This is a genomic window from Paraburkholderia phymatum, assembly GCF_040965635.1.
GTDB lineage: Bacteria > Pseudomonadota > Gammaproteobacteria > Burkholderiales > Burkholderiaceae > Paraburkholderia > Paraburkholderia phymatum_B.
In genome coordinates, this window is sequence record NZ_JBFRCH010000002.1 from 629,127 (window position 1) to 655,158 (window position 26,032).

Consider the following 26,032-nt stretch of genomic DNA (forward strand, 5'->3'; position numbering starts at 1 on the left):
TTATCGCGGCCGACGCTCGCGCATGCCGCCGGCGTCCCGTGTGGCCTCGCGCACACGCACCGCGCCTCACGGCCTTGGCCACTGGTCCGTGTGATACATTTCGTCGTTAGAACCGCAAAACTACCATATGCCTACCCCGTCGCAGCATGTCCGAGCGAAACTCATCCGCCGACCCGCATGAAGCCGGACGCGTCAAGCCCGTAGGCGGAAGCGATCATGTGGTGCTGCGCCACACGCTGCGAGTCCTGCTCTCCATCGCGCTCTTCCTGTACTTCGTCGTCCTGCTGGCCGTTCTCGGCCTGCGTTACCTCGTGCTGCCGTACGCCGACTCCTTCCGGCCGAGAATCGAGGCAGCCGTCTCCGAAAAGATCCACGCCCAGCTCAAGATCGGCAAGCTAGCGCCGCATTGGACAGGCTTCCAGCCAGGACTCGAAGCCACCAACGTCACCATCACCAATCGAGACGGCAAAGTCGCGCTGATGATTCCGCATGCGAGCGCGACCGTGTCGTGGTCGTCCGTCTGGAAGCTCGCGCCCATTCTTTCCAGCGTGATCATCGACAAACCGGATCTGCTCGTCGAGCGTGAGACGGACGGCTCGCTCACCATCGCGGGCGTGATGGTACCGACGGCCCACACGGGCAATGACACGTTCAGCACGTGGCTGTTGCGCCAACAGGCGATGATCCTGCGCGGCGGCACGCTGCGCTGGCACGATACACGCCGCGATGCACCCGAGATCGCCTTGCAGAACATCCGGCTCGCCATTCTCAGCGACGGCTACGATCACAAGCTCGCGCTTCAGGCGCCGCCCGACGGCAAAGTGCTGTTCGGCCCGCTCGACTTCCGCGCGAACTTCCGTCACGCGCGCCTCGGGGCGATGGGCAAGCCGATCAACTGGACGGGCGAGGCGTATATCTCGACAGGCCCCGTCGATCTGCCGATGCTCGCCCGCTACATGGATTTCCCTATCGAAACCTACGCCGGCCGCATCGACAACGCGATCTGGCTGCAGTTCACGCAAGGCCGCGTGAGGTCCGCGGCCGGTGAACTGTCGGGCAACAGCATCGCGCTGCGCGTGAAGCCGACGCAGCCGAAACTCGACGTGCCCGTCGCGCGTTTTTCGTGGGCCGTCGCGCACGACGCCGACGAATGGACTCTCGATCTGCGCGATCTGCGCGCCGAACTCGGCCAGCCGCCGCTCGACGACGGCACGCCCGTCGCCCGCATCCTCGCCTTTCATACGCTGTCGAGCCGTTACCGTGTGCCGAGTGTCCAGCACGGACAGCTGATCAGCATCACGGGCGACCGCGTCGACCTCGGCATCCTCGCTGAATTCAGCCGCGCGCTGCCGCTGCCGAAGCGCCTCCTGAACAACCTCGTGCGCTACAACCCGCGCGGCCTCGTCGCCGACTACACGATCGAAGTCGAGCGCGGCAAGCCCGATTCGGGCGAAGCCGCGAGCGAGCATCGCGAGCCGGGCGCGGAGCCGATCATCCGCTATCGCTTCAAGGGCGACCTGCAAGGCATCAGCATCGCCGCGCAAGAGCCGCCGCCTGGCCTCACCGCGAGAAATCACCCGCGCGCGGGCATTCCGGGCATCGAGAATCTGTGGGGCAACGTCGACGCCGACGAACGGCACGGCGCGCTCGCCATCGACACGGCGAACGCGGCGATCACGATGCCCGGCGTGTTCGACGATCCGCGCCTGAAGTTCGACCATCTGAGCGGCAAAGGCACATGGACGATCGCGCCCGCCGTCGCGCCAGGGCAGCGGCACAAGGCATTCGACGTGCAGGTGTCGGAGCTGAATGTGTCGAACGCGGACACGGCCGCGAAGGCGACGGCCAGCTATTCGAACGTCGGCAGCGGGCGCGGCTCGCTCGATCTGAAGGCCGAGTTCGAGCGCGCGCAGGTCGCGCGCATCACGCGCTATCTGCCGACCAGCATCAGCGAAAAGCTGCGCATCTATCTGGGCCACGGTTTGCAGGCGGGCATGTCGCGCGGCGCGACGATCGAGATTCACGGCAATCTCGACAAATTCCCCTATTCGCGCGATCCGAAGGCGGGCGTCTTCCGGATCGTCGCGCCGTTCAAGGGCGGCCGCTTCGATCCGTCGCCGTACCCGCCGCGCACGCTGAAGAACGGCACGCCGAACGTATGGCCCGCGCTCGACGGCATCGACGGCGAGTTTCAGCTGAAAGAGAACCTGCTGCGCTTCGACGCCGAGCGCGCCCATTACAAGCGCATCGCGCTCGACAAGGTGACGGGCAAGATCGACGACCTGGGCACGCGCACATCGAGCCTCGTCATCACGGGCGACGCGCACGGGCCGCTCGCCGACATGCTCGATTACGTGAACAACAGCGCGCTCGGCGGCATGGCGAAACATCAGCTCGAAAAGCTCCATGCCGACGGCCCCGCCGCGCTCGCGCTCAAGCTGACGGTGCCGCGCACGTTGCCCACGCCCGGCGCGCCGCCGAAGCCGCGCGTCGCGGTGGAGGGCTCGCTTGCGTTCGAGAACGACAGGCTGTCGATGGACAACGTCCCGCCGCTGTCGCAACTGCGCGGCAAGGTGCGCTTCACCGACCACACGGCGCAGGTCGACGGGCTCACGGGGCAGTTCATGGGCGGGGACGTGCGCGCGAAAGGCGGGCTGAACGCGAGCGGCGCCTACGCACTCGACGTGTCGGGGCATGTCGCCGTCGATGCTGCGCGCGGACTGAACCTTCGCGGCCTGCCCGCGCAAGTGCTGACGCGGATGAACGGCAGCGCGCCGTACGACATGAGCGTGCGCGGCGCCAAAGGCCACTTGCCGGATGTTGCCGTTCATTCGGACCTGACGGGGCTCGCGCTCGATTTCCCCGCGCCGTTCAACAAGCCCATCGGCATGCCGATGCCGCTCGATTTCACGTTCCGGCCAACTGTTGCGAACGAAGGCGGTAGCGCCGTCGCGGAAGGCAACGGCAACAGCAATGCCTTGCAGCGCGCCGATCTCACGTTCGGCCCAATCGCCGCGACCTATCTGCTCCGGCACGCGCCCGGACAACCGCCCGAAGTCGTGCGCGGCGCCGTCGGCGTGAACCGGCCCGCCGATCTGCCGTCGGAGGGCGTGACGGCCGCCGTCGACATCGACGCGCTCGACGCCGACGCCTGGCGCGCCCTCTTCGTGCAGATGCGCAAGGCGAACGAAGGCGTCGCGCCGATGCCGCCCAGCGCGACGGCCGTGCAGTTCATGCCGAATCGCTTCGCCGTGCACATCGGCACGCTGACGCTGCTCAAGCGCCGCTGGGAAAGCGTGGTGGTCGGCGCGTCGCACTACGACAAGCAGTGGCAGGCGAACATCGCGTCGAATCAGGTGTCGGGGCACGTGTCGTGGCTGCCGGGCGCGACGCCGGGCTCGCCGGGCACGCTGCAGGCGCGCCTCGCGCGGCTCGTGATTCCGTCCGTGGCCGAAAACGATCTGCTCGGCCCAGCCATCAACCAGCCGGCGCAGAACATTCCGTCGATCGATCTCGTCGTCAACGAGCTGATCGTGCGCGGGCGCAATTTCGGCAAGCTGGAGGTCAACGCGCACAACTTCGAGGACAACGGCACGCCCGTCTGGCAACTCGATTCGCTCGACATCAGCAACCCGGCCGCGACGCTCAAGGCGACCGCGAACTGGCGCACGGGCCGCAACTACGGCGCGAACCAGGACGACGAGGCCGAGCGCAGCACCGAACTCGATTTCAAGCTCGACATCAAGGATGCGGGCGCCCTGCTCGAGCGCGCGGGACTGCCGCGCACGCTGAAGGCGGGCGAAGGATCGGTGTCGGGCAAGCTGGGCTGGCGCGGCGGTCCGACGAAACCCGACTATCCGACGCTCAATGGGAATCTCGCCGCCGATCTGCGGCACGGACAGATTCTCAAGGTCGATCCGGGCGTCGCGAAGCTGCTCGGCGTGCTGAGCCTGCAAAGCCTGGCGCGCTACGCGTCGATGGATTTCCGCGACGTGATCGGCGAAGGGCTGCCGTTCGAGCACGTGACGGGCACGGCACGGGTCGAGAACGGCATCGGCACGACGAACGACTTCGAGATGGTGACGGCGCCCGCGCGCGCCCAAATGAAGGGCTCCGTCGACCTGCCGCACGAAACCCAGGACCTGAATGTGCATATCGTGCCGACCGTCAGCGCGGGCGCGGGCGTGGTCGCAGCGGCCGTGATCAACCCGCTGCTCGGACTGGGCGCGCTGGTCGCCGATATCGCGCTGTCGCATTCGATCGAACATGCGTTCGCGGTCGACTACACGATCACGGGTTCGTGGGCCAAGCCGCACGTCGAGCGGGTCCACACCGATCGCGGTAATATGAACGCGCCGGCCGCCGTCGCGGCGCCCAATTGAGCGAAACGCGCTCCTGACCCGCTCGGGCACTGCATGGCACGTGCCCGTGTCGGCCGCCCGGAAGTGCGGAGCCGCAGCTGGCATCCCTTTTCTGCAGCGCGCCGGTGCCGCGCCTTTGCGCCGATCCTTTTGGCAGAAGTCAGCAGAAGTCTTTTGGCAGGAGTCTTTCGAACGCCTATGAGCGACCTGAACACGCAGTCCGCGAAGTCATTCCCCCACGCTGGCCCCTTCCGCGTCGCCGCGCTGCAGATGGTGAGCACGCCGGAGCGCGACCGCAATCTCGCCGATGCCGAACGCCTGATCGCGCAAGCCGCCGCCGATGGCGCGCAGCTCGTCCTGTTGCCCGAGTACTTCTGCTTCATGGGCTACAAGGAAACCGACAAGCTCACCGTGCGCGAACCCTACGGCGATGGACCGATCCAGCGCTTTCTCGCCGACGCCGCGCGCCGGCACAAGGTGTGGGTGATCGGCGGCACGCTGCCTTTGACGGCGCCCGACGCGACGCGCGTGCTGAACACGACGCTCGTGTTCGATCCGCAAGGTGACGAAGCCGCGCGCTACGACAAGATCCACCTGTTCAACTTCGAGAAGGGCGAGGAATCGTTTGACGAAGCGCGCACGATCCGCCCAGGCGACACCGTCCGCACGTTCGACGCGCCGTTCGGGCGCGTGGGCCTGTCCGTCTGCTACGATCTACGCTTTCCCGAGCTATACCGGCGCATGGGCGACTGCGCGCTGATCGTCGTGCCGTCCGCATTCACGTACACGACGGGCCGCGCGCACTGGGAAACGCTGCTGCGCGCGCGAGCCGTCGAGAACCAGTGCTACGTGCTCGCCGCCGCGCAGGGCGGCAAGCACGAGAATGGCCGGCGCACGTGGGGCCACAGCATGCTGATCGACCCGTGGGGCGAAATCATCGACGTGCGCGACGAAGGCGCGGGCGTCGTTGCGGGCAATATCGAGCGCTCACGCATCGACGAAGTCCGGCAAAGCCTGCCGGCCTGGCGTCACCGCGTGCTCAGCTGACTACGTTTGATTTGAACCGCATGCATTGAAAGTGCCGCAGCCGTCACCCATCTGACGGGTGTGCACGCAACCGAATACCCTGAATCGAGCGAACTTCGCATGAACATCATCGAACCCAGCATCCGTAATCTCGCGACGGCCAAAGACGTGCTCCTCACACCCTACGGCCTCGACGAAGCCGTGCTGACCCGCACGCTCGCCGAGATCTTCACGCATCGCGTCGATTACGCCGACCTCTATTTCCAGGCGACGCGCAGCGAGGCCTGGAGCCTGGAGGAAGGCATCGTCAAGTCGGGCAGCTTCAGCATCGACCAGGGCGTCGGCGTGCGCGCCGTGTCCGGCGACCGCACGGCTTTCGCGTATTCGGACGACCTGTCGCCCGAAGCGATCCGCCAGGCCGCGATCGCGACGCGCGCGATTGCCAAGGCAGGCGGCGGCAAGCAGAAGATCAAGGCGGCGTCGACGCTGACGGGCGTGTCCGGACGCGATCTCTACCTGCCGTCCGATCCGCTGCATTCGCTCGACGCAACGGCCAAGGTCAAGCTGCTCGAACGCATCGAGCAGATGGCGCGCAGCCGCGATCCGCGCATCACGCAGGTAATGGCGGGTCTCGCGGGCGAATACGATGTGGTGCTGGTCGCACGCAGCGACGGCGCGCTGGCGGCGGACATCCGCCCGCTCGTGCGGGTGTCGGTGACGGTGATCGCCGAACAGAACGGCCGCCGCGAAATCGGCAGCGGCGGCGGCGGCGGCCGCTACGACTACGGCTATTTCACCGACGAAATCCTGTCGAAGTACGTGGATGACGCGGTTCACGCGGCACTCGTCAATCTCGACGCGCGTCCGGCGCCCGCCGGCGCGATGACGGTCGTGCTCGGACCGGGCTGGCCCGGCGTGCTGCTGCACGAAGCGATCGGCCACGGCCTCGAAGGCGACTTCAACCGCAAGGGGTCGTCGGCGTTCGCGGGCCGCATCGGCGAGCAGGTGGCGGCGAAGGGCGTCACCGTGGTCGACGACGGCACGCTGCCGAACCGCCGCGGCTCGCTGAACATCGACGACGAAGGCAACCCGACGCAGTGCACGACGCTGATCGAAGACGGCATCCTGAAGGGCTATATCCAGGACACACTGAACGCGCGCCTCATGAAAATGCCCGTGACGGGCAACGCGCGCCGCGAATCGTACGCCGCGCTGCCGATGCCGCGCATGACCAACACGTACATGCTCAACGGCGACAAGGACCCGCAGGAAATCATCGCTTCCGTGAAGAACGGGCTTTATGCGGTGAACTTCGGCGGCGGCCAGGTCGACATCACAAACGGCAAGTTCGTGTTCTCGGCGTCCGAAGCGTACATGATCGAAGACGGCAAAATCACGTATCCCGTCAAGGGCGCAACGCTGATCGGCAGCGGCCCGGAATCGCTCAAGTACGTGAGCATGATCGGCAACGACATGTCGCTGGACACGGGCGTCGGCGTCTGCGGCAAGGAAGGCCAGAGCGTGCCCGTCGGCGTGGGCCAGCCGACGCTGCGCATCGAGAAGATGACGGTCGGCGGAACAGTCTGATTTCGCGTTTGGCGCACGATTCGCGCACCACTAGCTGGAATTGTGCGGATTTTCCGCATTTTCCGGGCATACGGCTTGCCAGCCGAGCAATCTCCGGGTTATAAAGCGATTCAACCTTTTTGACGAGCCATCCCTTTTCGCCATGTCCGCCAAGTTTTATTTTTATTTCTTTTGGGCATCTCAGACCGCTGGCGGATCGAGAGGGGTGTGAACGTACATAGGCACCTGAAATTCCCGAAAAAACCGCCAGCGAGTCTGGCGGTTTTTTTTCGTCCCTAACGACTTTGACTTTGACCGTTTTAGCTTGTTGACCCGTTCGCTGCGGCGCCGTCGTTGAATCGAAGACCGCGCGAACCGCGCTACGAACCGAATCGAGGAGAAAACCATGCCCCCGCACAATACCGACGATGTCCGCATCCGCGAACTGAAGGAACTGACGCCGCCTGCTCACCTGATCCGAGAATTCCCCTGCGACGAGAAGGTGTCCGACCTGATCTTCAACGCGCGCTCGTCGATGCATCGGATTCTGCACGGCATGGACGACCGTCTGATCGTCATCGTCGGACCCTGCTCGATTCACGACACGAAGGCCGCGATGGAATATGCCGGCCGCCTGATCGAACAGCGCAAACGCTTCGCGAGCGAACTCGAGATCGTGATGCGCGTGTACTTCGAGAAGCCGCGCACGACGGTCGGCTGGAAGGGCCTCATCAACGATCCGTACATGGACAACAGCTTCAAGATCAACGACGGCCTGCGCACCGCGCGCGAGCTGCTGATGAAGATCAACGAACTGGGCCTGCCCGCCGGCACCGAATATCTCGACATGATCAGCCCGCAGTACATCGCCGATCTGATTTCGTGGGGCGCGATCGGCGCGCGCACGACGGAATCGCAGGTGCATCGCGAACTCGCGTCGGGGCTGTCGTGTCCCGTCGGCTTCAAGAACGGCACGGACGGCAACGTGAAGATCGCCGTCGATGCGATCAAGGCTGCGTCGCAGCCGCACCATTTTCTGTCGGTGACGAAGGGTGGCCACTCGGCCATCGTATCGACGGCGGGCAATGAGGACTGCCACATCATTCTGCGCGGCGGCAAGGTGCCGAACTACGACGCCGACAGCGTGAACGCGGCGTGCACCGACATCGGCAAGGCGGGCCTCGCCGCGCGCCTGATGATCGACGCAAGCCACGCGAACAGCTCGAAGAAGCACGAGAACCAGATTCCCGTGTGCGCGGATATCGGCCGCCAGATCGCAGCAGGCGACGAGCGGATCGTCGGCGTGATGGTGGAATCGCATCTCGTCGCGGGCCGCCAGGATCTGCAAGAGGGCTGTGCGCTGACGTACGGCCAGAGCATCACCGATGCATGCATCGGCTGGGACGACAGCGTCGCCGTGCTCGAAGGTCTCGCGGATGCCGTCAAGCAACGGCGCGTCGCGCGCGGCAGCGGCAACTGACCATCAACCAACCTTACTTCACGCAGATTTTTGCCCGGCTCGTGCAGCCGGGCATTTTTTTGGCCATTCGGCCGAATCGCGCTTCATGTGCTGCTTCTGTACCTTCGAATCTCGTGCCCGTGTTTGCGAAAAGACGTTGAACACTGGGGAATTTGGGTATAAAATTTTGTACATGAAGGAAGCACATGGAGCTGGAAAAAGAGATTCGCTGGATCGGCTCCAGCTATGACAATCTGCTTTCGTTTCCGGATGAACCCCGCCGCCAGGCAGGCTTTCAGCTCGCCAAGGTTCAAGCGGGCCTCGATCCGGACAACTGGAAGCCGTTCGATATCGTCGGCGCGGGCACGCGTGAAATTCGCATCAGCGAACAGGAAGGCGCTTTTCGCGTGATGTACGTCGCCAAGTTTGTCGAAGCCGTATACGTACTGCACTGCTTTCAGAAGAAGGCGCAGGCAACCAGCCGGCATGACAGGGAAATCGCCGAAGCGCGCTATCGCGCCGCGGCCACTGTGAGGAAAGTATGAAGACCATCGACACCACGATCCGTCATGTCACGAAACCGGGCGCGAATCTGTTTCTCGAACTCGGCTTCCCCGCAGACGAAGCAAAACGGCTGCACGCCGCATCGCAGAAGCAGATCAACGACACGCGCCTGCTCAAGGAACAGTTGATGACCGAACTCTCCACGTGGATCGAACAGCATCATCTGAAGCAGTCCGAGGCTGCAGAAATCCTGATGGTGTCGCGGCCGCGCGTGTCGGATGTCGTCAACAAGAAGACTTCGAAATTCACGATCGATACGCTCGTCGAAATGATGAGCCGTATCGGCAAGCCGGTCACGCTCGCGGTCGGCTAGGCAGTCGGTCGAGTGGGCTGCCCGTCGGTTCGCTTTTTGTCGCGTTCTTTCTCAGGCTCTTTGGCTTGTTGCCGCGCTTCTTGCGAGGCTGGCCGTGCCCTTGCCCGTCTTGCTAGCCACCTTTGCTTTTCGAGCCGCGGTCGTGTTGCCACAGCACGTCGCTGCCGCCGTCCACGCGATTGAGTACGCGAGCCAGCACGAACAACAGATCGGACAGCCGGTTCACATATCGACGCGGCGCCGCGTTGATCGTGTCGACGGCACCAAGCGCGACGATCGAGCGCTCCGCGCGCCTGCAAACCGTCCGGCACACATGCGCGAGCGAGGCAGCGCGCGTGCCCGCAGGCAGGATGAACTCCTTGAGCGGCGGCAAGGTCGCGTTGTATTCCGCGAGCCAGGCATCCAGTTGCGCGAGATGCATATCGGCGATCATCGAATGGCCCGGAATGCATAGCTCGCCGCCGAGATCGAACAGATCGTGCTGGATCGCCGTCAGCGCGGCACGCACGCCGTCGGGCAAGGTCTCGCACAACAGCACGCCGATATTCGAGTTCAGTTCATCGACGTCGCCGATCGCGGCAATGCGCGCGTCATCCTTGCGCACGCGGCGGCCGTCGCCGAGACCCGTAGTGCCGTCGTCGCCCGTGCGGGTCGCGATCCTGCTCAAGCGGTTGCCCATGATGTGCGTTTCCTTGTGTCGAACGGCGATGCGTCCATGCGGAACATCGCGATATGCCATCGCGCTTCATTATAAAGTTGCCGCGTTCTCCTGCTCGCGAACGCGCATGCCGCTGGGCCAAACACTGCGTCAAAGCCTGCATCGACCTTGCGAGTCCGACGCCCGGCCGCGATCGAAGGGCGTAAAATGGACATCAACCATCAGAACATTCGTCAACAGGAGACGCAGGTGAACCATCCCGTGCCGCCCACCCCCGTGCGCCGCCCTTTTCCTGCAGAACTGCTCACCGCGCTCAAATCGGCATTCGGTGAACGCGTATCGACATCCGACGCTGTTCGCACCCATCATGGCCGCGACGAATCGCCCTTCGATCCGCAACTGCCCGACGCCGTCGTCTTCGCGCGCAACACGGAAGATGTCCAGGCCGTCGTCACGCTGTGCGGTCAATATGACGTTCCCATCATTCCATACGGCAACGGCTCCTCGCTGGAAGGCCATCTGCTGGCCGTACAAGGCGGCGTGTCGATCGATCTTTCCGAAATGAACCGCGTGCTCTCGATCAACGCGGAAGATCTGACCGTCACCGTCGAGCCCGGCATCTCGCGCAAGCAACTGAATGAAGCACTGCGCGACACGGGCCTGTTCTTCCCGATCGATCCGGGCGCGGACGCGAGCATCGGCGGCATGTCGGCGACGCGCGCGTCGGGCACGAATGCCGTGCGTTACGGCACGATGCGCGAGAACGTGCTGGGCCTGACCGTCGTGCTCGCCGATGGCCGCGTAATCCACACAGGCACGCGTGCGCGCAAGTCGTCGGCGGGCTACGACCTTACGCGCCTGTTCGTCGGCTCGGAAGGCACGCTCGGCGTGATCACCGAAATCACGTTGCGCCTGTATCCGCAGCCGGAGGCCGTGTCCGCGGCTGTCTGCGCGTTCCCGTCGATGGGCGACGCCGTACGCGCCGTGATCGAGACGATCCAGATCGGTGTGCCGATCGCGCGCGTCGAGTTCGTCGATTCGCTCGCAATCCGCTCGATCAATCGTCACTCGAATCTGACGCTGCGCGAAGCGCCCACGCTGTTCTTCGAATTCCATGGCACGGAAGCCGGCGTGAAGGAACAGGCCGAACTCGTGCAGGAAATTGCCGCGCAAAACAGCGGCGAAGACTTCGAATGGGCGACGCGCCCTGAAGACCGCAGCCGCCTGTGGAATGCGCGTCACAGCGCTTACTTCGCGATGCTGCAACTGAAGCCCGGCAGCCGCGCGGTCTCCACCGATGTCTGCGTGCCGATCTCGCGCCTCGCCGAATGCGTGGTCGAAACGGAGGCGGACCTCAAGGGGTCGCCGCTGCCCTGCCCGATCGTCGGACATGTCGGCGACGGCAACTTCCACGTCTGCATTCTGATCGACCCGAACAAGCCGGAAGAGATGGAAGAAGCGGAGCGCCTGAATCACCGCATCGTGCAGCGCGCGTTGCGCATGGACGGCACCTGCACGGGCGAACATGGCGTGGGCCTGCACAAGATGAACTTTCTGCTCGACGAACACGGTCCCGTCGCAGTCGATGTGATGCGCTCGATCAAGCACTCGCTCGATCCGCGCAACCTGATGAATCCAGGCAAGATCTTTACATGGGCGGCATAGCGTAACCGCATGTCCGGCCGCGCAGCACAAAGAGGCGCGTGGCCGTCCAACGAGGAGACATTCCATGAACGCACCCGGCGAGCTGTCATCCGAGCTGTCGCCCGAGATGCTTGCGCAACGTCAGCGCGAGGTCGTGCAGGCGTTGATGGCCGTACTGCCCACTCATTGCCTGCTCTTTCGCGAAGAAGACACGGTCGCATACGAATGCGACGGTCTTGCCGCGTACCGGCGCTTGCCGCTTGCCGTCGCGCTGCCGGAAACCGAGTCGCAGGTGCAGCGCATCGCGCAAATCTGTCAACGGCTCAATGTGCCCATCGTCCCGCGCGGCGCGGGCACGAGCCTGTCGGGCGGCGCGATGCCGATCCGGAACGGAGTCGTCGTCTCGCTCGCGCGCTTTCGCAAGATCATCGAAGTCGATCCGTATGCGCGCACGGCAACCGTGCAGCCCGGCGTGCGCAATCTGTCGATATCGGAAGCGGCTGCGCCTTACGGCCTTTACTACGCGCCCGATCCGTCATCGCAGATCGCGTGCACGATTGGCGGCAACGTCGCGGAGAATTCCGGCGGCGTGCACTGCCTCAAGTACGGCTTGACGGTGCATAACGTAATGCGCGTACGTGCCGTCACGATGGACGGCGAGATCGTCGAGTTCGGCTCGCTGAGCCCGGACGCGCCCGGCCTCGATCTGCTGGCCGTCATGATCGGCAGCGAAGGCATGTTCGCGATCGTCACGGAAGTCACCGTCAAGCTGATACCGAAGCCGCAGGCCGCGCAGGTCATCATGGCGAGCTTCGACGATGTCGTGAAAGGCGGCGATGCCGTCGCGGGCATCATTGCCTCGGGCATCATTCCCGCCGGCCTCGAAATGATGGACAAGCCGGCCACGCGCGCCGTCGAGGAGTTCGTCAACGCCGGCTACGATCTCGATGCGGCCGCGATCCTGCTCTGCGAGTCGGACGGCACGCCTGAAGAGGTCAGCGACGAAATCGTGCGCATGACGGCCGTGCTGCGCGAACACGGCGCGACGCGCATCCAGATCTCGCGCACGGAAGCCGAACGGCTACGCTTCTGGTCGGGCCGCAAGAACGCGTTTCCAGCCGCCGGCCGCATCTCACCCGACTACTACTGCATGGACGGCACGGTGCCGCGTCGCAGCATCGGACCGCTGCTCGCGCGTATCGAGGAGATGGAGAAGAAGTACGACCTGCGTTGCATCAACGTGTTCCACGCGGGCGACGGCAACATGCATCCGCTGATCCTGTTCAACGGCAACGACCTCGACGAGTGGCACCGCGCGGAGGCCTTCGGTTGCGACATCCTCGAGACGTGTGTCGAACTGGGTGGCACGGTGACGGGTGAACACGGCGTCGGCATCGAGAAGATCAACTCGATGTGCGTCCAGTTTTCGCCCGAAGAGCGCGATGCGTTCCATGCCGTCAAGCGCGCCTTCGATCCCGCGGGACTGCTCAACCCCGACAAGGGCATCCCGACGCGCGCCCGCTGCGCCGAATACGGCAAGTTACATGTACGCGGCGGACTGCTGCCTCATCCCGAACTGCCGCGTTTTTGAGCGCCCGGCCGGCGGTTGCACGGTCACTCCGCGCACCGCAGGCATTGCGCCTGACTCCGGCCGATGCTCAGCCTGTCGATGTTTCGGCTCGCGGCAGGCGGCACGTACGCGTTGCCCTTGAACGCCTATAAGGCATAACCAACGCCCTCGGGTTCGTGGTACGGGTCGGAACCGGGTTGCCAGCACGGTTTGCCTCGGTACAATCGAAAGCACTACAACGAAGCAACGCACCATGAAAGAGGACGACATCGTCGCCGCGTGGTCGGAACGGGTTCGCGCCGCCACGGCCGCCGAGCAGCCGCTCCGCATCCGAGGCGGTGGCACGAAGGACTGGTACGGCCAGTCACTGCAGGGTGAGATCCTCGACACGCGCGCGCATCGCGGCATCATTGCGTACGACCCGGCCGAGTTGGTCATCACCGCGCGCGCAGGCACGCCGCTCCTCGAAATCGAAGCGGCGCTCGCCGAGCACGACCAGATGCTGGCCTTCGAGCCGCCCCACTTCGGCACGCAGGCAACGCTTGGCGGCTGCATAGCGGCGGGCATCGCCGGTCCGCGCCGCCATTCGGCAGGCGCGCCACGCGACTTCGTGCTCGGCACCGTCGTCATGAACGGCCAGGGGCAGGTGCTCACGTTCGGCGGACAAGTGGTGAAGAACGTCGCCGGTTACGACGTTTCCCGTCTGATGGCCGGATCGCTCGGAACGCTCGGGCTGATTCTCGAGTTGTCGGTCAAAGTGCTGCCACGTCCGAAGGCCGAAGCGACGCTCAAGTTCGACATGAACGGCACCGATGCCGTGCGCAAGCTCAACGAATGGGGTGGTCGCCCGCTGCCGATCACGGGCAGCGCGTGGCGCAACGGCACGCTGGCCGTCCGGCTGGGCGGCGCGGAAGCAGCCGTCAAGTCGGCGCGCACGTCGCTGGGCGGCGAAGTCGTCGACGCTGTGGAAGCCGAACGCTTCTGGGCCGGCCTGCGCGAGCAGACCGATCCGTTTTTCGCGGCCATTGCGCCGAAGTCCGCGCTCTGGCGTCTCGCGCTGCCGACGATCACCGAGCCGCTGCAACTGCCCGGCGCGCAGCTGATGGAATGGGGCGGCGCGCAACGCTGGTGGATCACCGACGCCGACGCGCAGACCGTGCGCATCAGCGCGAAACAGGCGGGCGGCCACGCGACGATCTTCCGCGCGGGCCACGGCTACGATCGTGGCGCGGGCGTCTTTACGCCGCTGCCCGCCCCGCTGATGAAAATTCATCGCGGCCTGAAGGCTGCATTCGACCCGGCCCGCATCTTCAATCGCGGCCGGCTGTACCCCGACTTCTGAGCGCGCGATGCAAACCAATCTCGCCGACTTCATTCGCAACACGCCCGACGGCGACGAAGCCGACGCCATCCTGCACAAATGCGTGCATTGCGGCTTTTGCACCGCCACCTGCCCGACGTATCAACTGCTGGGCGACGAACTCGACGGGCCGCGCGGCCGCATCTATCTGATCAAGCAGATGGTGGAAGGCGCGCCCGTCACGCGCAGCACGCAACTACATCTGGACCGCTGCCTTACGTGCCGCAATTGCGAATCGACCTGCCCGTCGGGCGTGCAATACGGCAGGCTCGTCGAGATCGGCCGCAAGCTCACGGAAGAAAAAGTGCCACGACCTTTCGGCCAGCGCCTGATGCGCCGCGTGCTCGCGAGCTTCGTGCCGAACAGCACGCTCTTCACGCCCGCGATGCGTATCGGCCAGCACTTCCGTCCGCTGCTGCCGAAGAAACTGCGCGACAAGGTTCCGCAACGGCAACGTCAGCTCGAATGGCCGACGGCCACGCATCCGCGCAAGATGCTGATGCTCGCGGGCTGCGTGCAGCCGTCGATGATGCCGAACGTCAATATCGCTACGGCACGCGTGCTGGACGCGCTCGGCATACAGACTGTCATCGCACCGGAAGCGGGCTGCTGCGGCGCGATCCGTCTGCATCTCGGCTACAACGACGAAGCGCTGGACGACGTGAGGCAGAACATCGACGCGTGGTGGCCGCATGTCGAACAGGGCGCCGAAGCGATCGTGATGAACGCATCCGGCTGCGGCGCGACCGTCAAGGAATACGCGCACCTGATGCGCAACGATCCCGCTTACGCCGAGAAAGCAAAGCGGATCGTCGAACTGACGCGCGACGTCAGCGAAATCCTGCCCGACTTCGAAGAAGCGTTGACGCCGCTCACGCGCCGCCGCGCGATTCACACCGTCGCGTTTCACCCGCCTTGCACGCTCCAGCATGGCCAGCAGATTCGCGGCCAGGTCGAACAGCTGCTGACGGCGCTCGGCATCGACGTCAGGCTGCCCGCCGACAGCCACCTGTGCTGCGGTTCGGCCGGCACCTATTCGCTCACGCAACCGGCGCTGTCGTACGCGCTGCGCAACCAGAAGCTCGAAAAGCTGAAGGCGCAGGAACCGCAGATCATCGTCTCTGCGAATGTGGGCTGCATCGCGCATCTGCAAAGCGGAACCTCAACTCCTGTCGTGCATTGGATCGAGCTCGTCGAGCACATGCTCGCGGCCTGAGCTTGTGTCCTGTGCTTGTGTCCTGTGCTTGTGTCCCGATCGACAGCATCGCTTGCGGACGATGCACGCGCAACCTGGCCATTCGGCCAGGTCGTGACGCACGGGAGGCGTCCGTATAATTCGAATCGTCGCCCCTCGCATCGGTAATCAACGTTTCATGCCCGATCTCGCTCACAATCTCGACGCAGTGCATCAGCGCATCGCTCTCGCCGCGCAGGTCGCGGGCCGCGATCCGCGCTCGATTGCGCTGCTGGCCGTCTCGAAGACGTTTCCCGCCGAAGACGTTCGCGCCGCCCATGCAGCGGGCCAGCGCGCGTTCGGCGAAAACTACGCGCAGGAAAGCCTGACGAAAATCGAAGCGCTGTCCGATCTGCGCGCGTCGATCGAATGGCATTTCATCGGACCGCTGCAGTCGAACAAGACGCGCCTCGTTGCCGAACATTTCGACTGGGTGCATTCCGTCGATCGTCTGAAGATCGCGCAGCGGCTGTCAGAACAGCGGCCCGACAGCTTGCCGCCCCTCAATGTGTGCCTGCAGGTCAACATCAGCAGTGAGGCGTCGAAGAGCGGCGTGGCGCCTGAAGAAGCGTTGCATGTCGCGCGCGAAATCGCGTCGCTGCCGAAGTTGCGGCTGCGCGGCCTGATGGCGATTCCCGAACCGGCAGGCGACGTCGAACAGCAGCGCGCGCCCCATCGCGCGTTGCGCGAGTTGTTCGAACAGCTGCGCGCGGAGGGTCTCGAACTCGACACGCTATCGATGGGCATGTCGGGCGATCTCGAAGCGGCCGTGCTCGAAGGCGCGACGATCGTGCGCATCGGCACGGCTATCTTCGGCGCCCGTGACTACTCTCACTAACTCCCGTACATCATGAAAATTGCCTTCATCGGCGGCGGCAATATGGCCGCCGCACTCATCGGCGGTCTGATCAAGCGCGGCGTCGCACCGTCGGACATTCGAGCCATTGATCCCAACGAAGACGCGCGCAAGCGCAACGAACAACAGTTCGGCGTCGGCACGAGCGCCACGGCGGATGCATCGCTGAAAGCGTTCGATGCCGTCGTGCTCGCCGTGAAGCCGCAGATCGTCAAGGACGTCGCGGCCGCGCTAGCGCCGCATCTGTCGCCGTCGCAACTGGTCATCAGCATCGTCGCTGGCATTCGTGGCGCGGACCTCACGCGTTGGCTCGGCGGCCACGCGCGCCTCGTGCGCACGATGCCGAACACGCCCGCGCTGATCGGCATGGGCGTGACGGGGCTGGTCGCGCTCGGCGGCGTCGACGAAGCGGGACGGGCGCTGGCGTCGCAGGTTCTCGGCGCGGTCGGGCAGACGGTATGGTTCGACGACGAAGCGAAGATCGATGCCGTGACGGCCATCTCGGGCAGCGGCCCCGCCTACGTGTTCTACTTCATCGAAGCCATGCAGGAAGCGGCGCGCCAGCTAGGCATGGACGAAGAGCAAGGCCGCGCGCTCGCCGTCGCGACGTTCATGGGTGCCGCGCAACTCGCCGCGCAGTCGGACGAACCGGCGAGCGTGCTGCGCGAACGCGTGACGTCGAAGGGCGGCACGACGGCAGCCGCGCTGGCATCGTTCGAAGCGCAAGGCGTGAAGGACGCGATCGTGCGCGGCGCGCTCGCCGCCGATGCGAGGGCCCGGGAAATGGGGGAGGAATTCGGCAAGCAGTGAAGGCGCTTGCCGTTTGACATAGGCAGACGCTGCGGCTCGTTACCGGTAATGCAATCGGTACCGGCCGCAGCGCCTTATCGAAAGCCGTTCAGAACGCCTGCGCCGCGTAATGCGCGGCAATGCCGGCAAACAACGCCCCGCCCAGCCAGTTGTTATGCCGGAACGCTGCGAAGCACGGCATGCGCTCGCGGTCCTTGATGAGCGTGTAGTGGTACACGGCGCAGCCGACAGCAGCGGCAAGACCGATCCAGTACAGCACCCCGAAGCCCAGCACCACGCCGATGCCGACGTAGATGCCGAGTGTGACCGCGTAGCAGATCATGATCGCGAGCACGTCGAAGCGGCCGAATGTCAGCGCGGACGTGCGTATGCCGATCTTGATGTCGTCGTCGCGATCGACCATCGCATATTCGGTGTCGTACGCGACCGACCAGAACACGTTCGCGAGCAGCATCACCCACGCGAGCAGCGGCACCTGATTCTGTATCGCGGCGAACGCCATCGGAATGCCGAAGCCGAATGCAATGCCCAGATACGCCTGCGGAATCGCGAAGAAACGCTTCGTGAACGGATACGTACCCGCGACGAACAGCGCCGCCACCGACAACTCCTTCGTCAGCGTATTGAGCGGCAGGATCAGCAGGAACGCGATCAGCGACAGCCCCGCCGCCAGCGCCACGGCTTCCCACGCCTTGATCTTGCCCGACGTGATCGGCCGGTTTTCGGTGCGATTCACGTAGCGGTCGAAGTCGCGGTCAGCGTAGTCGTTGATCGCACAGCCTGCCGAGCGCATCAGCACCGTGCCGATCGCGAAGATCGCCAGCAGCGACAACGACGGATGACCGTCGGATGCAATCCACAGCGCGTTGAGGGTCGGCCACAGCAGCAGCAGGCTGCCGATCGGCTTGTCCATGCGGACAAGGCGCAGATAAAGCGGGAGTCGGGCGAACATGGCGGTGCGCAGAAATACGAATCTCCGTATTTTAGAGCAGTGCGTGAGAGAGGCCCGATCAGTCGCGTGGGCACGGGAACGGCGGCAAAAAAGCCCGACGGGCTTTCACCCATCGGGCTTCACGTTGACCTGCGTGGACCACCGGCGCTTCGACCCGCGCCAGAGGGCCGCCGAAGCGGATTAAGCCAGCATCGAACGCAGCATCCACGCGTTCTTTTCGTGCGTCTGCATGCGTTGCGTCAGCAGGTCGGCTGTCGGCTCGTCGTTGGCGGCGTCCGTCACCGGGAAGATTGCGCGCGCGGTGCGCACAACGGCTTCCTGGCCTTCCACCAGTTGGCGGATCATGTCTTCGGCGGCGGGCACGCCGTCCGCTTCGGCGATCGACGACAGCTTCGCGAATTCCTTGTAGCTGCCCGGTGCCGCGACGCCCAGAGCGCGAATGCGCTCGGCGATCAGATCGACGGCGGCGGCCAGTTCCGTGTACTGCGTCTCGAACATCAGATGCAGCGTGTTGAACATCGGACCCGTCACGTTCCAGTGAAAATTGTGGGTCTTCAGATAAAGCGTGTACGTATCGGCGAGAAGGCGCGACAGACCTTCTGCGATCTTCTTTCGATCCTTGTCGCTGATACCAATGTTGACGTGCGGTACGGCTTCCTTCTTGGCCATGATGACTCCTTCTAAGAGTGATACGAACCTGTCTGCATGCCCGAAGTTGCGTCTGTGCAGTCCGTCAACGCTCGAACGTCCGCCAGTTTATCTTAGAAATGGGATGCGTTCGCGCGACGCAATACCTCGCCGATGCGGCTGTTCGAACCGCGGATGGCCATGCGTGCGGTTCGTCATCGGCTGATTGCGTGCAGCAGATTCGCGACGATCACCGCGTACCCGCTGCTGACGATCGCGAGCCCTGCGAGCTTCTGAAAAAGCATAGGGCCGCGCACCTGTTGCGCGACGTTGCCGGCGCTGTGGCCGACTGCGTTCATCACCATCTGAACCATGATCGTTCTCCTGTGCTGTCGACCAGAGTTGGTGCTTTAGCACTTACTCTGGTCCCATGCAAAGCTGTCGACCAGAGTTAGTGATTTAGCTGTCGGCTGGAGTTAGTGCTTCAGCACTTACTCCAGCCCCATGCAGAGCACTCACTCTGGTCCCATCCAACATCGTTGCCTTGATGCGGGCGGCTCAATCACTACTCGCCCGCCATCTCACTTCGCCTTCGCCTTAGCGAGCGCCTCGATAGCCGCGAGCACGCCGTCCGCATACGCCGGATCGATCTTGCGGAAGTGCTCGACCTGCAGCGCGACGATATCCGCCGGCACGCCATCGATCGCCCGCGCGATGTTGCCAAAGAGACGCTCGCGCTGGCCCGCATCGAAGATCCGGAAAAGGGCCGCCGGCTGGCTGTAGTAGTCCTCGTCCTCGCGATGGTTATAGCGATCGACGTTGCCCGCCGCGAGCGGCGGCTCGATCGCATTGCGGTCCTGCGTGAAGTCGCCGAAACGGTTCGGCTCGTAGTTCACGTTGCCGCCGAGGTTGCCGTCGGTGCGCATGCCGCCGTCGCGATGGAACGAGCGCGCATTCGGCGCGCGCGATGCGTTCACGGGAATCAGATGGTGATTCACGCCAAGGCGATAGCGCTGTGTATCGCCGTACGAAAACAGGCGGCCCTGCAACAGGCGGTCCGGCGAGAAGCCGATGCCCGGCACCACGTTGACCGGCGTGAACGCAGCCTGCTCGACGTCCGCGAAGTAGTTCTGCGCGTTGCGGTTCAGCTCGATTACGCCGACGTCGATCAGCGGATAGTCCTTGTACGGCCACACTTTCGTGATGTCGAACGGGTTGTAGCGATACGTCGCCGCATCCGCTTCGGGCATCACCTGAATCTGGAAGCGCCACTTCGGGAAGTTGCCGCTGTCGATCGATCCGATCAGATCGCGCTGCGCGCTCTCGCGGTCGCTCGCGACGACCTGCGCGGCTTCTTCGTCGGTGTAGTTCTCGATGCCCTGCATCGACTTGAAGTGGAACTTCACCCAGAAACGCTCGCCGTTCGCGTTGATGAAAGAGAACGTGTGCGAGCCGAAGCCGTGCATCTGCCGATAGTTCTTCGGAATGCCGCGATCGCTCATCACGATCGTCACCTGATGCAGTGACTCGGGATGACGCGAGAAGAAGTCCCACGCGTTCGTCGCGCTGCGCATGTTCGTGTACGGATCGCGCTTTTGCGTATGGATAAAGTCCGGAAACTTCAGCGGATCGCGGATGAAGAACACGGGCGTGTTGTTGCCGACCACGTCCCAGTTGCCCTCTTCCGTGTAGAACTTGATCGAGAAGCCGCGCACGTCGCGCTCGGCGTCTGCGGCGCCGCGCTCGCCCGCGACCGTCGAAAAGCGCATGAACAGCGGCGTTTCCTTGCCGACTTCCGAGAACACTTTGGCCTTCGTATAGCGCGAGATGTCGTGTGTCACCGTCAACTTGCCGAACGCGCCCGAACCCTTTGCGTGAACGCGGCGCTCAGGAATCACTTCGCGGTCGAAGTGCGCGAGCTTTTCGATCAGCCACACATCCTGCAACGCGACGGGGCCGCGCGGGCCTGCCGTCAGCGAGTTCTGGTTGTCGGCGACGGGCGCGCCCGAGGCGGTCGTGAGATTGCGTTCAGACATATCTGTTCTCCTTGCTAGTTCTGGCGAATGCCGTCCTGGGGAATTCGAATAAGAGGAAAAGCGTGTCAGGCGGCCAGCGCGCGATCGACGAGCAGTGCGAACGCGACAGTCCTGAAGCTGGACGCAACATTCGCGGCCGGGGCCGCTTGCTGCGGCGACGGGGAAACAGACGGGATCAACGACGACGTAGATGACTGCATGATTCCTCCCATTTGTGGTGGCGGATCTCGGCGACCCATGGAGGAATCTTATTAAAAACTATCGAATACGACGATTTGATTAATTTTATGTATTCAATAGTCTCCGCCTCATGCAGAAGGCGGCGGCTGACGGGCGGCGCATCCCGAGGCCCGGGATGCGCCAGCAAAGGCTCTTAGTTGACGGCTGCGGGCAGATCGAGCTTCTTCACACCCGGCAGATCGCATGCGGCGACGGCGTCGCAGATCGCGTCGATGGCGGGCATCCGCGTGAAGCTCTTGCGCCATGCGAGCACGACGCGGCGATCCGGCACCGGGTCGTCGAACGGCACGTAGCTGAGCAGGCCCGAATCGACGCCGCCCGCGTGCGCCTTCACTTCATGCACGGACATGCGCGGCAGCACGGTAATGCCGACGCCGCTCGCGACCATATGCCGGATCGTTTCCAGCGACGACCCTTCGAACGTCTTCTGGATGCCGTCCGCGTTCTGCGAGAAGCGCATCAGCTCGGGACAGACGCCGAGCACGTGATCGCGGAAGCAGTGACCGCTGCCGAGCAAGAGCATCGTTTCCTGCTTCAGGTCGGTCGGATCGATCTTGTGACGCGACTCCCACGCGTGGCCCGACGGCAGCGCGACGACGAACGGCTCGTCGTACAGCGGACGCAGCATCAGGCCCGTTTCCGGGAACGGCAGCGCCATGATCGCGACGTCGATCTCGCCCTGCTTGAGCAGTTCGATCAGCTTGAGCGTGTAATTTTCCTGCAGCATCAGCGGCATCTGCGGGACGCGCTTGATCATCTGCTTGACGAGCGTGGGCAGCAGGTACGGTCCGATCGTGTAGATGACGCCCAGGCGCAGCGGCCCGACGAGCGGGTCCTTGCCCTGCTTCGCGATTTCCTTGATTGCGAGCGTCTGTTCGAGCACGCGCTGCGCCTGCGTGACGATCTGTTCGCCAATCGGCGTGACGCTGACTTCGCTCGTGCCGCGTTCGAAAATCTGCACGTTCAGTTCGTCTTCGAGCTTCTTGATCGCGACGGACAGCGTCGGCTGGCTCACGAAACACGCTTCCGCCGCGCGGCCGAAATGGCGCTCGCGGGCAACGGCGACGATATATTTCAGTTCTGTGAGGGTCATTAGGGACCAATCAGGGCGATAGATTCGATAGGTTTCTGTTATACACCTATGGGGCCAATTCGCCAACCTTCAAGCCGCCTTCACTTGTGCTGCGGCGCGCAAGCGCTTCCCCGCCCAAGCCTCGTCACGCTTTCAGATACTGCTCGCGCGTGTTCAGCCAGCGCAAAAGATGCTGCGTGACGACGCTCGGATACTGCGCAAGCAGCGTCGCGGCCGCCTCGCGCGCCGGTTCGATCAGCCAGCCGTCGTTTTCCAGATCCGCGAAACGAAGCATCGCGGCGCCCGATTGGCGCGCGCCGAGAAATTCCCCAGGGCCGCGAATTTCGAGGTCGCGGCGGGCGATTTCGAAGCCATCGGTGGTTTCGCGCATCGTCTGCAGCCGCGCGCGCGCCGTCATCGATAGCGGCCCCGAATACATCAGCACGCATACCGATGCCGCGCTGCCGCGCCCCACCCGTCCGCGCAGCTGATGCAGTTGCGCGAGCCCGAAGCGTTCCGCGTGCTCGATCACCATCAGCGATGCGTTCGGCACGTCGACGCCCACTTCGATCACCGTCGTCGCAACCAGCAACTGCACTTCGTTGCGTGTGAACGCGTCCATCACGGACGCTTTCTCGACGGGCGTCAGGCGTCCGTGCACGAGGCCGACCTTCAGCTCCGGCAGCGCGGCGACGAGCGTTTCGTAGGTTTCGACGGCCGTCTGCAATTGCAGCGTCTCGCTTTCCTCGATCAGCGGACAGACCCAGTACACCTGGCGTCCCGTCAACGCTGCTTCGCGCACGCGGCCGATCACTTCGTCGCGGCGTCCGTCCGACACCAGCTTGGTCAGGATCGGCGTGCGGCCGGGCGGCAACTCGTCGATCGTCGATACGTCGAGGTCCGCGTAATACGTCATCGCGAGCGTGCGCGGGATCGGCGTCGCGGACATCATCAGTTGATGCGGCTGGAAATCGCGCGCGCCGTCGGCGGCGTTTTGCGCTTTCGCGCGCAGCGCAAGCCGCTGCTCGACGCCGAAGCGATGCTGTTCGTCGACGATCACGAGGCCCAGCCGCGCAAATTCGACCGCGTCCTGAATGATCGCGTGCGTGCCGATCACGAGTTGCGCGGTGCCGAGCGCCGCCGCTTCGAGCGCACTGCGCTTTTCCTTCGTCTTGAGGCTGCCCGCGAGCCACGCGACCGTCACGCCGAGCGGCTCCAGCCAGCCGCGCAGCTTGCGCGCGTGCTGTTCGGCGAGAATTTCGGTCGGCGCCATCATCGCGGCCTGATAACGGGCGTCGATGGCTTGCGCGGCCGCGAGCGCGGCAACGATCGTCTTGCCACTGCCGACGTCGCCCTGCAACAGACGCTGCATCGGATGCGGCTGCGTCAGATCGTGCGCGATCTCCGCGCTCACGCGCTGCTGCGCTCCCGTCAGCGCAAACGGCAGCGCCTTCAACAGACGCGCGACGAGCGATGTGTCATCGGCGGGCGAAAGGCGCGGCATCGCGGGCGCGGCGCGCGTGCGGCGCTCTTCGTGCGCGCGCTTGAGCGACATCTGTTGCGCGAGCAGTTCCTCGAACTTGATGCGCGTCCACGCGGGATGCGTGCCGTCGATCAGCGCCGTTTCGTCGGCATGCGAAGTGGGATGGTGCAGCGTGCGCACGGCGTCCATCAGCGGCGGTACGTCGAGCGGCTGCAAAAATTGCTGCGCGACGGGCTCGGGCAACAGCTCAGGCAACGACGTGCGCGACAACGCGTTGTCGATCGCCTTGCGCAGATACGCCTGCGAAACGCCCGCCGTGCTCGGATAGACGGGCGTGAGCGCTTGCGGCAGCGGCGTGTCTTCATCGACGACGCGCACCGCGGGATGCACCATCTCCATCCCGAAGAAGCCGCCGCGCACGTCGCCGCGCACGCGCAGCCGCATGCCGACCGACATCTGCTTGACCTGCGAGCCGTAGAAATTGAGGAAGCGCAGGATCAATTCGTCGCCCGCGTCGTCGCGCATCTTCACCAGCAACTGGCGGCGCGGCCGGTACGCGATCTCGTTGCCGAACACGACGCCTTCTGTTTGCGCGACGCCACCGGGCAGCAGTTCGCCGATCGGCGTCAGCGAGGTTTCGTCCTCGTAGCGCATGGGTAGATGCAGCACGAGGTCGATGTCGCGCGTGAGGCCGAGCTTCGCGAGCTTGTCGGCTGTCCTGGCGAGCGCGGGCTTTTTTGCGGCGGGCTTCTTCGCGCCTTGAGCGTCGGGCACAGCGGGCTCCTGAGCCGCGTCCTCGCCCGCCTTGCTCCGCGCGGCGCGGCGCTTCTTCGGAGCGTCTGCGTCGTCGGTGTCGAGGGGTGAACGGCTATCGGACAAAGGCATGAGTCGCTTCGCAAGTACAATATCGGCTTCAGAAGGTTCGCGGCCAGCGCGCGCATGTCGGTTGCGCACCAAGGACCGCTGCGGCAATGTCCCGCAATCATAGCCGCTCGACGGCCGCTGGCGTACCTGCTATGGATCGAGTCGTCGATCCCGTCGCCCGTCCGGCTTCGTTTCAGCCCTGTTCCGTCCAAGACGGCAATCCAATATCGCATCAGCGCATCACATCAGTCCGCATGTTCACGCTTTCCGATTTCGATTTCGACCTGCCGCCCGAGTTGATCGCGCAAGTCGCCCTGCCCGAGCGCAGCGCGAGCCGTCTGCTCGAAGTGAATGGGCAGACGAAGCCCGCGACGTTCGCGGACCGGCGTTTCGCCGATCTGCCCGAGCTCATCGACGCCGGCGATCTGCTCGTATTCAACGATACCAAAGTGCTGAAGGCGCGGTTCCTCGGCCAGAAGGCCAGTGGCGGCAAGATCGAAGTCCTCGTCGAGCGTCTGACGGGCGAGCGCACCGCGCTCGCGCAGATCCGCGCGAGCAAGCGTCCGGGGCCGGGCACGACGCTGCGTCTCGCCGACGCTTTCGACGTCACGGTGGGCGAGCGCGTCGAGCCGTTCTACACGCTGCACTTCCCGGACGACTGCCTGACGCTCATCGAGCAATACGGCCGCCTGCCGCTGCCGCCGTATATCGAGCACGACCCCGACGCGTTCGACGAAACGCGCTATCAAACGGTGTACGCGCAAAACCCGGGCGCCGTCGCCGCGCCCACGGCCGGCCTGCATTTCGACGACTCGATCTTTGCGCGGCTCGACGAAAAGGGTGTCGAGCGCGCGACGCTCACGCTGCACGTCGGCGCGGGCACGTTCCAGCCGGTACGCGTCGACAACATCGCCGAGCACAAGATGCATAGCGAGTGGTATCGGTTGCCGCAGTCGCTGGTCGACCGAATCGCGGCGACGAAGGCGCGCGGCAATCGCGTGATCGCGGTGGGCACGACGTCGATGCGCGCGCTCGAAGCCGCCGCGCGCGACGCCGAAGCAGCGGGCCGTGCGCTTGCCGCGACGAGCGCCGACACGGACATCTTCATCACGCCGGGCTACAGGTTTCGCGTGGTCGACCGGCTGGTGACGAATTTCCATTTGCCGAAGTCGACGCTGCTGATGCTCGTGTCCGCGTTCGCGGGCATCGAGACGATACGCGCTGCGTATCGGCATGCAATCGAGGAACGCTACCGTTTTTTCAGCTACGGCGACGCGATGCTGCTCACGCGCAGCGACGACGCGTTGAACGCATAATCCAACACCGCCGCCGGGAAT

21 protein-coding genes are annotated in these 26,032 nt (G+C 64.4%); 13 read left to right on the forward strand and 8 right to left on the reverse strand.

From position 1 onward, the window contains the following. Window positions 1–146: 146 nt before the first annotated feature. The 6 genes from AB4Y32_RS06235 (at window position 147) to AB4Y32_RS06260 (ending at window position 9,289) form a co-directional block, all read left to right on the forward strand. Window positions 147–4,382, forward strand: a complete 4,236-nt coding sequence (locus AB4Y32_RS06235; RefSeq protein ID WP_368720474.1) for a YhdP family protein — start codon at window positions 147–149, stop codon at window positions 4,380–4,382. A 177-nt stretch (window positions 4,383–4,559) separates the two neighbouring features. Continuing rightward, complete coding sequence (locus AB4Y32_RS06240; RefSeq protein ID WP_368720475.1) at window positions 4,560–5,408, forward strand: carbon-nitrogen hydrolase family protein; 849 nt, start codon at window positions 4,560–4,562, stop codon at window positions 5,406–5,408. 99 nt (window positions 5,409–5,507) lie between these two features. Continuing rightward, entirely contained in the window at window positions 5,508–6,974 is a 1,467-nt protein-coding gene (tldD, locus tag AB4Y32_RS06245) for a metalloprotease TldD (RefSeq protein ID WP_368720476.1), read from the forward strand. 385 nt (window positions 6,975–7,359) lie between these two features. After that, window positions 7,360–8,433 carry a 3-deoxy-7-phosphoheptulonate synthase AroG gene (gene aroG / locus AB4Y32_RS06250; RefSeq protein ID WP_368720477.1) on the forward strand — a complete coding sequence of 358 codons (1,074 nt, stop codon included), beginning with the start codon at window positions 7,360–7,362 and terminating at the stop codon, window positions 8,431–8,433. A gap of 185 nt (window positions 8,434–8,618) precedes the next feature. Further along, window positions 8,619–8,957 (forward strand): type II toxin-antitoxin system RelE/ParE family toxin, encoded by a 339-nt coding sequence (locus AB4Y32_RS06255; protein WP_368720478.1) that lies wholly within the window; start codon window positions 8,619–8,621, stop codon window positions 8,955–8,957. After that, window positions 8,954–9,289: a helix-turn-helix domain-containing protein gene (locus AB4Y32_RS06260; protein WP_368720479.1), complete on the forward strand. Its 336-nt coding sequence runs from the start codon at window positions 8,954–8,956 to the stop codon at window positions 9,287–9,289. The genes AB4Y32_RS06255 and AB4Y32_RS06260 overlap by 4 nt, the downstream gene beginning before the upstream one ends. Before the next feature lie 112 nt (window positions 9,290–9,401). Here the strand turns inward: AB4Y32_RS06260 and AB4Y32_RS06265 are convergent, their stop codons facing one another. Then, window positions 9,402–9,968, reverse strand: a complete 567-nt coding sequence (locus AB4Y32_RS06265) for a cob(I)yrinic acid a,c-diamide adenosyltransferase (protein ID WP_368720562.1) — start codon at window positions 9,966–9,968, stop codon at window positions 9,402–9,404. Window positions 9,969–10,196: 228 nt separating this feature from the next. Here AB4Y32_RS06265 and AB4Y32_RS06270 point away from each other — a divergent pair, with 228 nt between their 5' ends. From AB4Y32_RS06270 to proC, 6 genes are all read left to right on the forward strand, one after another. Further along, window positions 10,197–11,612, forward strand: a complete 1,416-nt coding sequence (locus AB4Y32_RS06270) for an FAD-binding oxidoreductase (protein ID WP_368720563.1) — start codon at window positions 10,197–10,199, stop codon at window positions 11,610–11,612. Window positions 11,613–11,676: 64 nt separating this feature from the next. Then, on the forward strand, window positions 11,677–13,182 hold the full coding sequence (locus AB4Y32_RS06275; RefSeq protein ID WP_368720480.1) for an FAD-linked oxidase C-terminal domain-containing protein: 1,506 nt from the start codon (window positions 11,677–11,679) through the stop codon (window positions 13,180–13,182). A 232-nt stretch (window positions 13,183–13,414) separates the two neighbouring features. After that, window positions 13,415–14,503: a glycolate oxidase subunit GlcE gene (gene glcE / locus AB4Y32_RS06280; RefSeq protein WP_368720481.1), complete on the forward strand. Its 1,089-nt coding sequence runs from the start codon at window positions 13,415–13,417 to the stop codon at window positions 14,501–14,503. 7 nt (window positions 14,504–14,510) lie between these two features. Further along, the gene (gene glcF, locus AB4Y32_RS06285) at window positions 14,511–15,737 is read left to right on the forward strand and encodes a glycolate oxidase subunit GlcF (protein WP_368720482.1); all 1,227 of its coding nucleotides are present in this window, start codon (window positions 14,511–14,513) and stop codon (window positions 15,735–15,737) included. Window positions 15,738–15,894: 157 nt separating this feature from the next. Beyond that, window positions 15,895–16,593 (forward strand): YggS family pyridoxal phosphate-dependent enzyme, encoded by a 699-nt coding sequence (locus AB4Y32_RS06290; RefSeq protein ID WP_368720483.1) that lies wholly within the window; start codon window positions 15,895–15,897, stop codon window positions 16,591–16,593. 12 nt (window positions 16,594–16,605) lie between these two features. Further along, window positions 16,606–17,421, forward strand: coding sequence for a pyrroline-5-carboxylate reductase (gene proC, locus AB4Y32_RS06295; protein WP_368720484.1), 816 nt, complete (start codon window positions 16,606–16,608; stop codon window positions 17,419–17,421). Window positions 17,422–17,509: 88 nt separating this feature from the next. Here the strand turns inward: proC and ubiA are convergent, their stop codons facing one another. From ubiA to recG, 7 genes are all read right to left on the reverse strand, one after another. Next, a complete protein-coding gene (gene ubiA / locus AB4Y32_RS06300; protein ID WP_368720485.1) occupies window positions 17,510–18,373 on the reverse strand; it encodes a 4-hydroxybenzoate octaprenyltransferase in 864 nt (287 codons plus the stop codon). A gap of 180 nt (window positions 18,374–18,553) precedes the next feature. Further along, window positions 18,554–19,042 (reverse strand): Dps family protein, encoded by a 489-nt coding sequence (locus AB4Y32_RS06305; protein WP_087732581.1) that lies wholly within the window; start codon window positions 19,040–19,042, stop codon window positions 18,554–18,556. A 173-nt stretch (window positions 19,043–19,215) separates the two neighbouring features. Continuing rightward, a complete protein-coding gene (locus AB4Y32_RS06310; protein WP_368720486.1) occupies window positions 19,216–19,374 on the reverse strand; it encodes a hypothetical protein in 159 nt (52 codons plus the stop codon). 207 nt (window positions 19,375–19,581) lie between these two features. Continuing rightward, complete coding sequence (locus tag AB4Y32_RS06315) at window positions 19,582–21,036, reverse strand: catalase (RefSeq protein ID WP_368720487.1); 1,455 nt, start codon at window positions 21,034–21,036, stop codon at window positions 19,582–19,584. Window positions 21,037–21,101: 65 nt separating this feature from the next. Then, entirely contained in the window at window positions 21,102–21,236 is a 135-nt protein-coding gene (locus AB4Y32_RS06320; protein ID WP_368720488.1) for a hypothetical protein, read from the reverse strand. Window positions 21,237–21,409: 173 nt separating this feature from the next. After that, the gene (locus tag AB4Y32_RS06325; RefSeq protein ID WP_087732579.1) at window positions 21,410–22,369 is read right to left on the reverse strand and encodes a LysR substrate-binding domain-containing protein; all 960 of its coding nucleotides are present in this window, start codon (window positions 22,367–22,369) and stop codon (window positions 21,410–21,412) included. A gap of 124 nt (window positions 22,370–22,493) precedes the next feature. Next, complete coding sequence (recG, locus tag AB4Y32_RS06330) at window positions 22,494–24,716, reverse strand: ATP-dependent DNA helicase RecG (RefSeq protein ID WP_368720489.1); 2,223 nt, start codon at window positions 24,714–24,716, stop codon at window positions 22,494–22,496. A 233-nt stretch (window positions 24,717–24,949) separates the two neighbouring features. Between recG and queA the strand changes: the two genes are divergently transcribed. Then, window positions 24,950–26,011, forward strand: a complete 1,062-nt coding sequence (gene queA / locus AB4Y32_RS06335; RefSeq protein WP_368720564.1) for a tRNA preQ1(34) S-adenosylmethionine ribosyltransferase-isomerase QueA — start codon at window positions 24,950–24,952, stop codon at window positions 26,009–26,011. The last annotated feature ends 21 nt before the right edge of the window (window positions 26,012–26,032 follow it).

Excerpts from the sequence above, each read along its gene's own strand:
- AB4Y32_RS06235 (WP_368720474.1), top strand. The coding sequence starts at position 147 with ATGTCCGAGCGAAACTCATCCGCCGACCCGCATGAAGCCGGACGCGTC.
- AB4Y32_RS06240 (WP_368720475.1), top strand. The coding sequence starts at position 4,560 with ATGAGCGACCTGAACACGCAGTCCGCGAAGTCATTCCCCCACGCTGGC.
- tldD (WP_368720476.1), top strand. The coding sequence starts at position 5,508 with ATGAACATCATCGAACCCAGCATCCGTAATCTCGCGACGGCCAAAGAC.
- aroG (WP_368720477.1), top strand. The coding sequence starts at position 7,360 with ATGCCCCCGCACAATACCGACGATGTCCGCATCCGCGAACTGAAGGAA.
- AB4Y32_RS06255 (WP_368720478.1), top strand. The coding sequence starts at position 8,619 with ATGGAGCTGGAAAAAGAGATTCGCTGGATCGGCTCCAGCTATGACAAT.
- AB4Y32_RS06260 (WP_368720479.1), top strand. The coding sequence starts at position 8,954 with ATGAAGACCATCGACACCACGATCCGTCATGTCACGAAACCGGGCGCG.
- AB4Y32_RS06265 (WP_368720562.1), bottom strand. The coding sequence starts at position 9,968 with ATGGGCAACCGCTTGAGCAGGATCGCGACCCGCACGGGCGACGACGGC.
- AB4Y32_RS06275 (WP_368720480.1), top strand. The coding sequence starts at position 11,677 with ATGAACGCACCCGGCGAGCTGTCATCCGAGCTGTCGCCCGAGATGCTT.
- glcE (WP_368720481.1), top strand. The coding sequence starts at position 13,415 with ATGAAAGAGGACGACATCGTCGCCGCGTGGTCGGAACGGGTTCGCGCC.
- glcF (WP_368720482.1), top strand. The coding sequence starts at position 14,511 with ATGCAAACCAATCTCGCCGACTTCATTCGCAACACGCCCGACGGCGAC.
- AB4Y32_RS06290 (WP_368720483.1), top strand. The coding sequence starts at position 15,895 with ATGCCCGATCTCGCTCACAATCTCGACGCAGTGCATCAGCGCATCGCT.
- proC (WP_368720484.1), top strand. The coding sequence starts at position 16,606 with ATGAAAATTGCCTTCATCGGCGGCGGCAATATGGCCGCCGCACTCATC.
- ubiA (WP_368720485.1), bottom strand. The coding sequence starts at position 18,373 with ATGTTCGCCCGACTCCCGCTTTATCTGCGCCTTGTCCGCATGGACAAG.
- AB4Y32_RS06305 (WP_087732581.1), bottom strand. The coding sequence starts at position 19,042 with ATGGCCAAGAAGGAAGCCGTACCGCACGTCAACATTGGTATCAGCGAC.
- AB4Y32_RS06310 (WP_368720486.1), bottom strand. The coding sequence starts at position 19,374 with ATGGTTCAGATGGTGATGAACGCAGTCGGCCACAGCGCCGGCAACGTC.
- AB4Y32_RS06315 (WP_368720487.1), bottom strand. The coding sequence starts at position 21,036 with ATGTCTGAACGCAATCTCACGACCGCCTCGGGCGCGCCCGTCGCCGAC.
- AB4Y32_RS06320 (WP_368720488.1), bottom strand. The coding sequence starts at position 21,236 with ATGCAGTCATCTACGTCGTCGTTGATCCCGTCTGTTTCCCCGTCGCCG.
- AB4Y32_RS06325 (WP_087732579.1), bottom strand. The coding sequence starts at position 22,369 with ATGACCCTCACAGAACTGAAATATATCGTCGCCGTTGCCCGCGAGCGC.
- recG (WP_368720489.1), bottom strand. The coding sequence starts at position 24,716 with ATGCCTTTGTCCGATAGCCGTTCACCCCTCGACACCGACGACGCAGAC.
- queA (WP_368720564.1), top strand. The coding sequence starts at position 24,950 with ATGTTCACGCTTTCCGATTTCGATTTCGACCTGCCGCCCGAGTTGATC.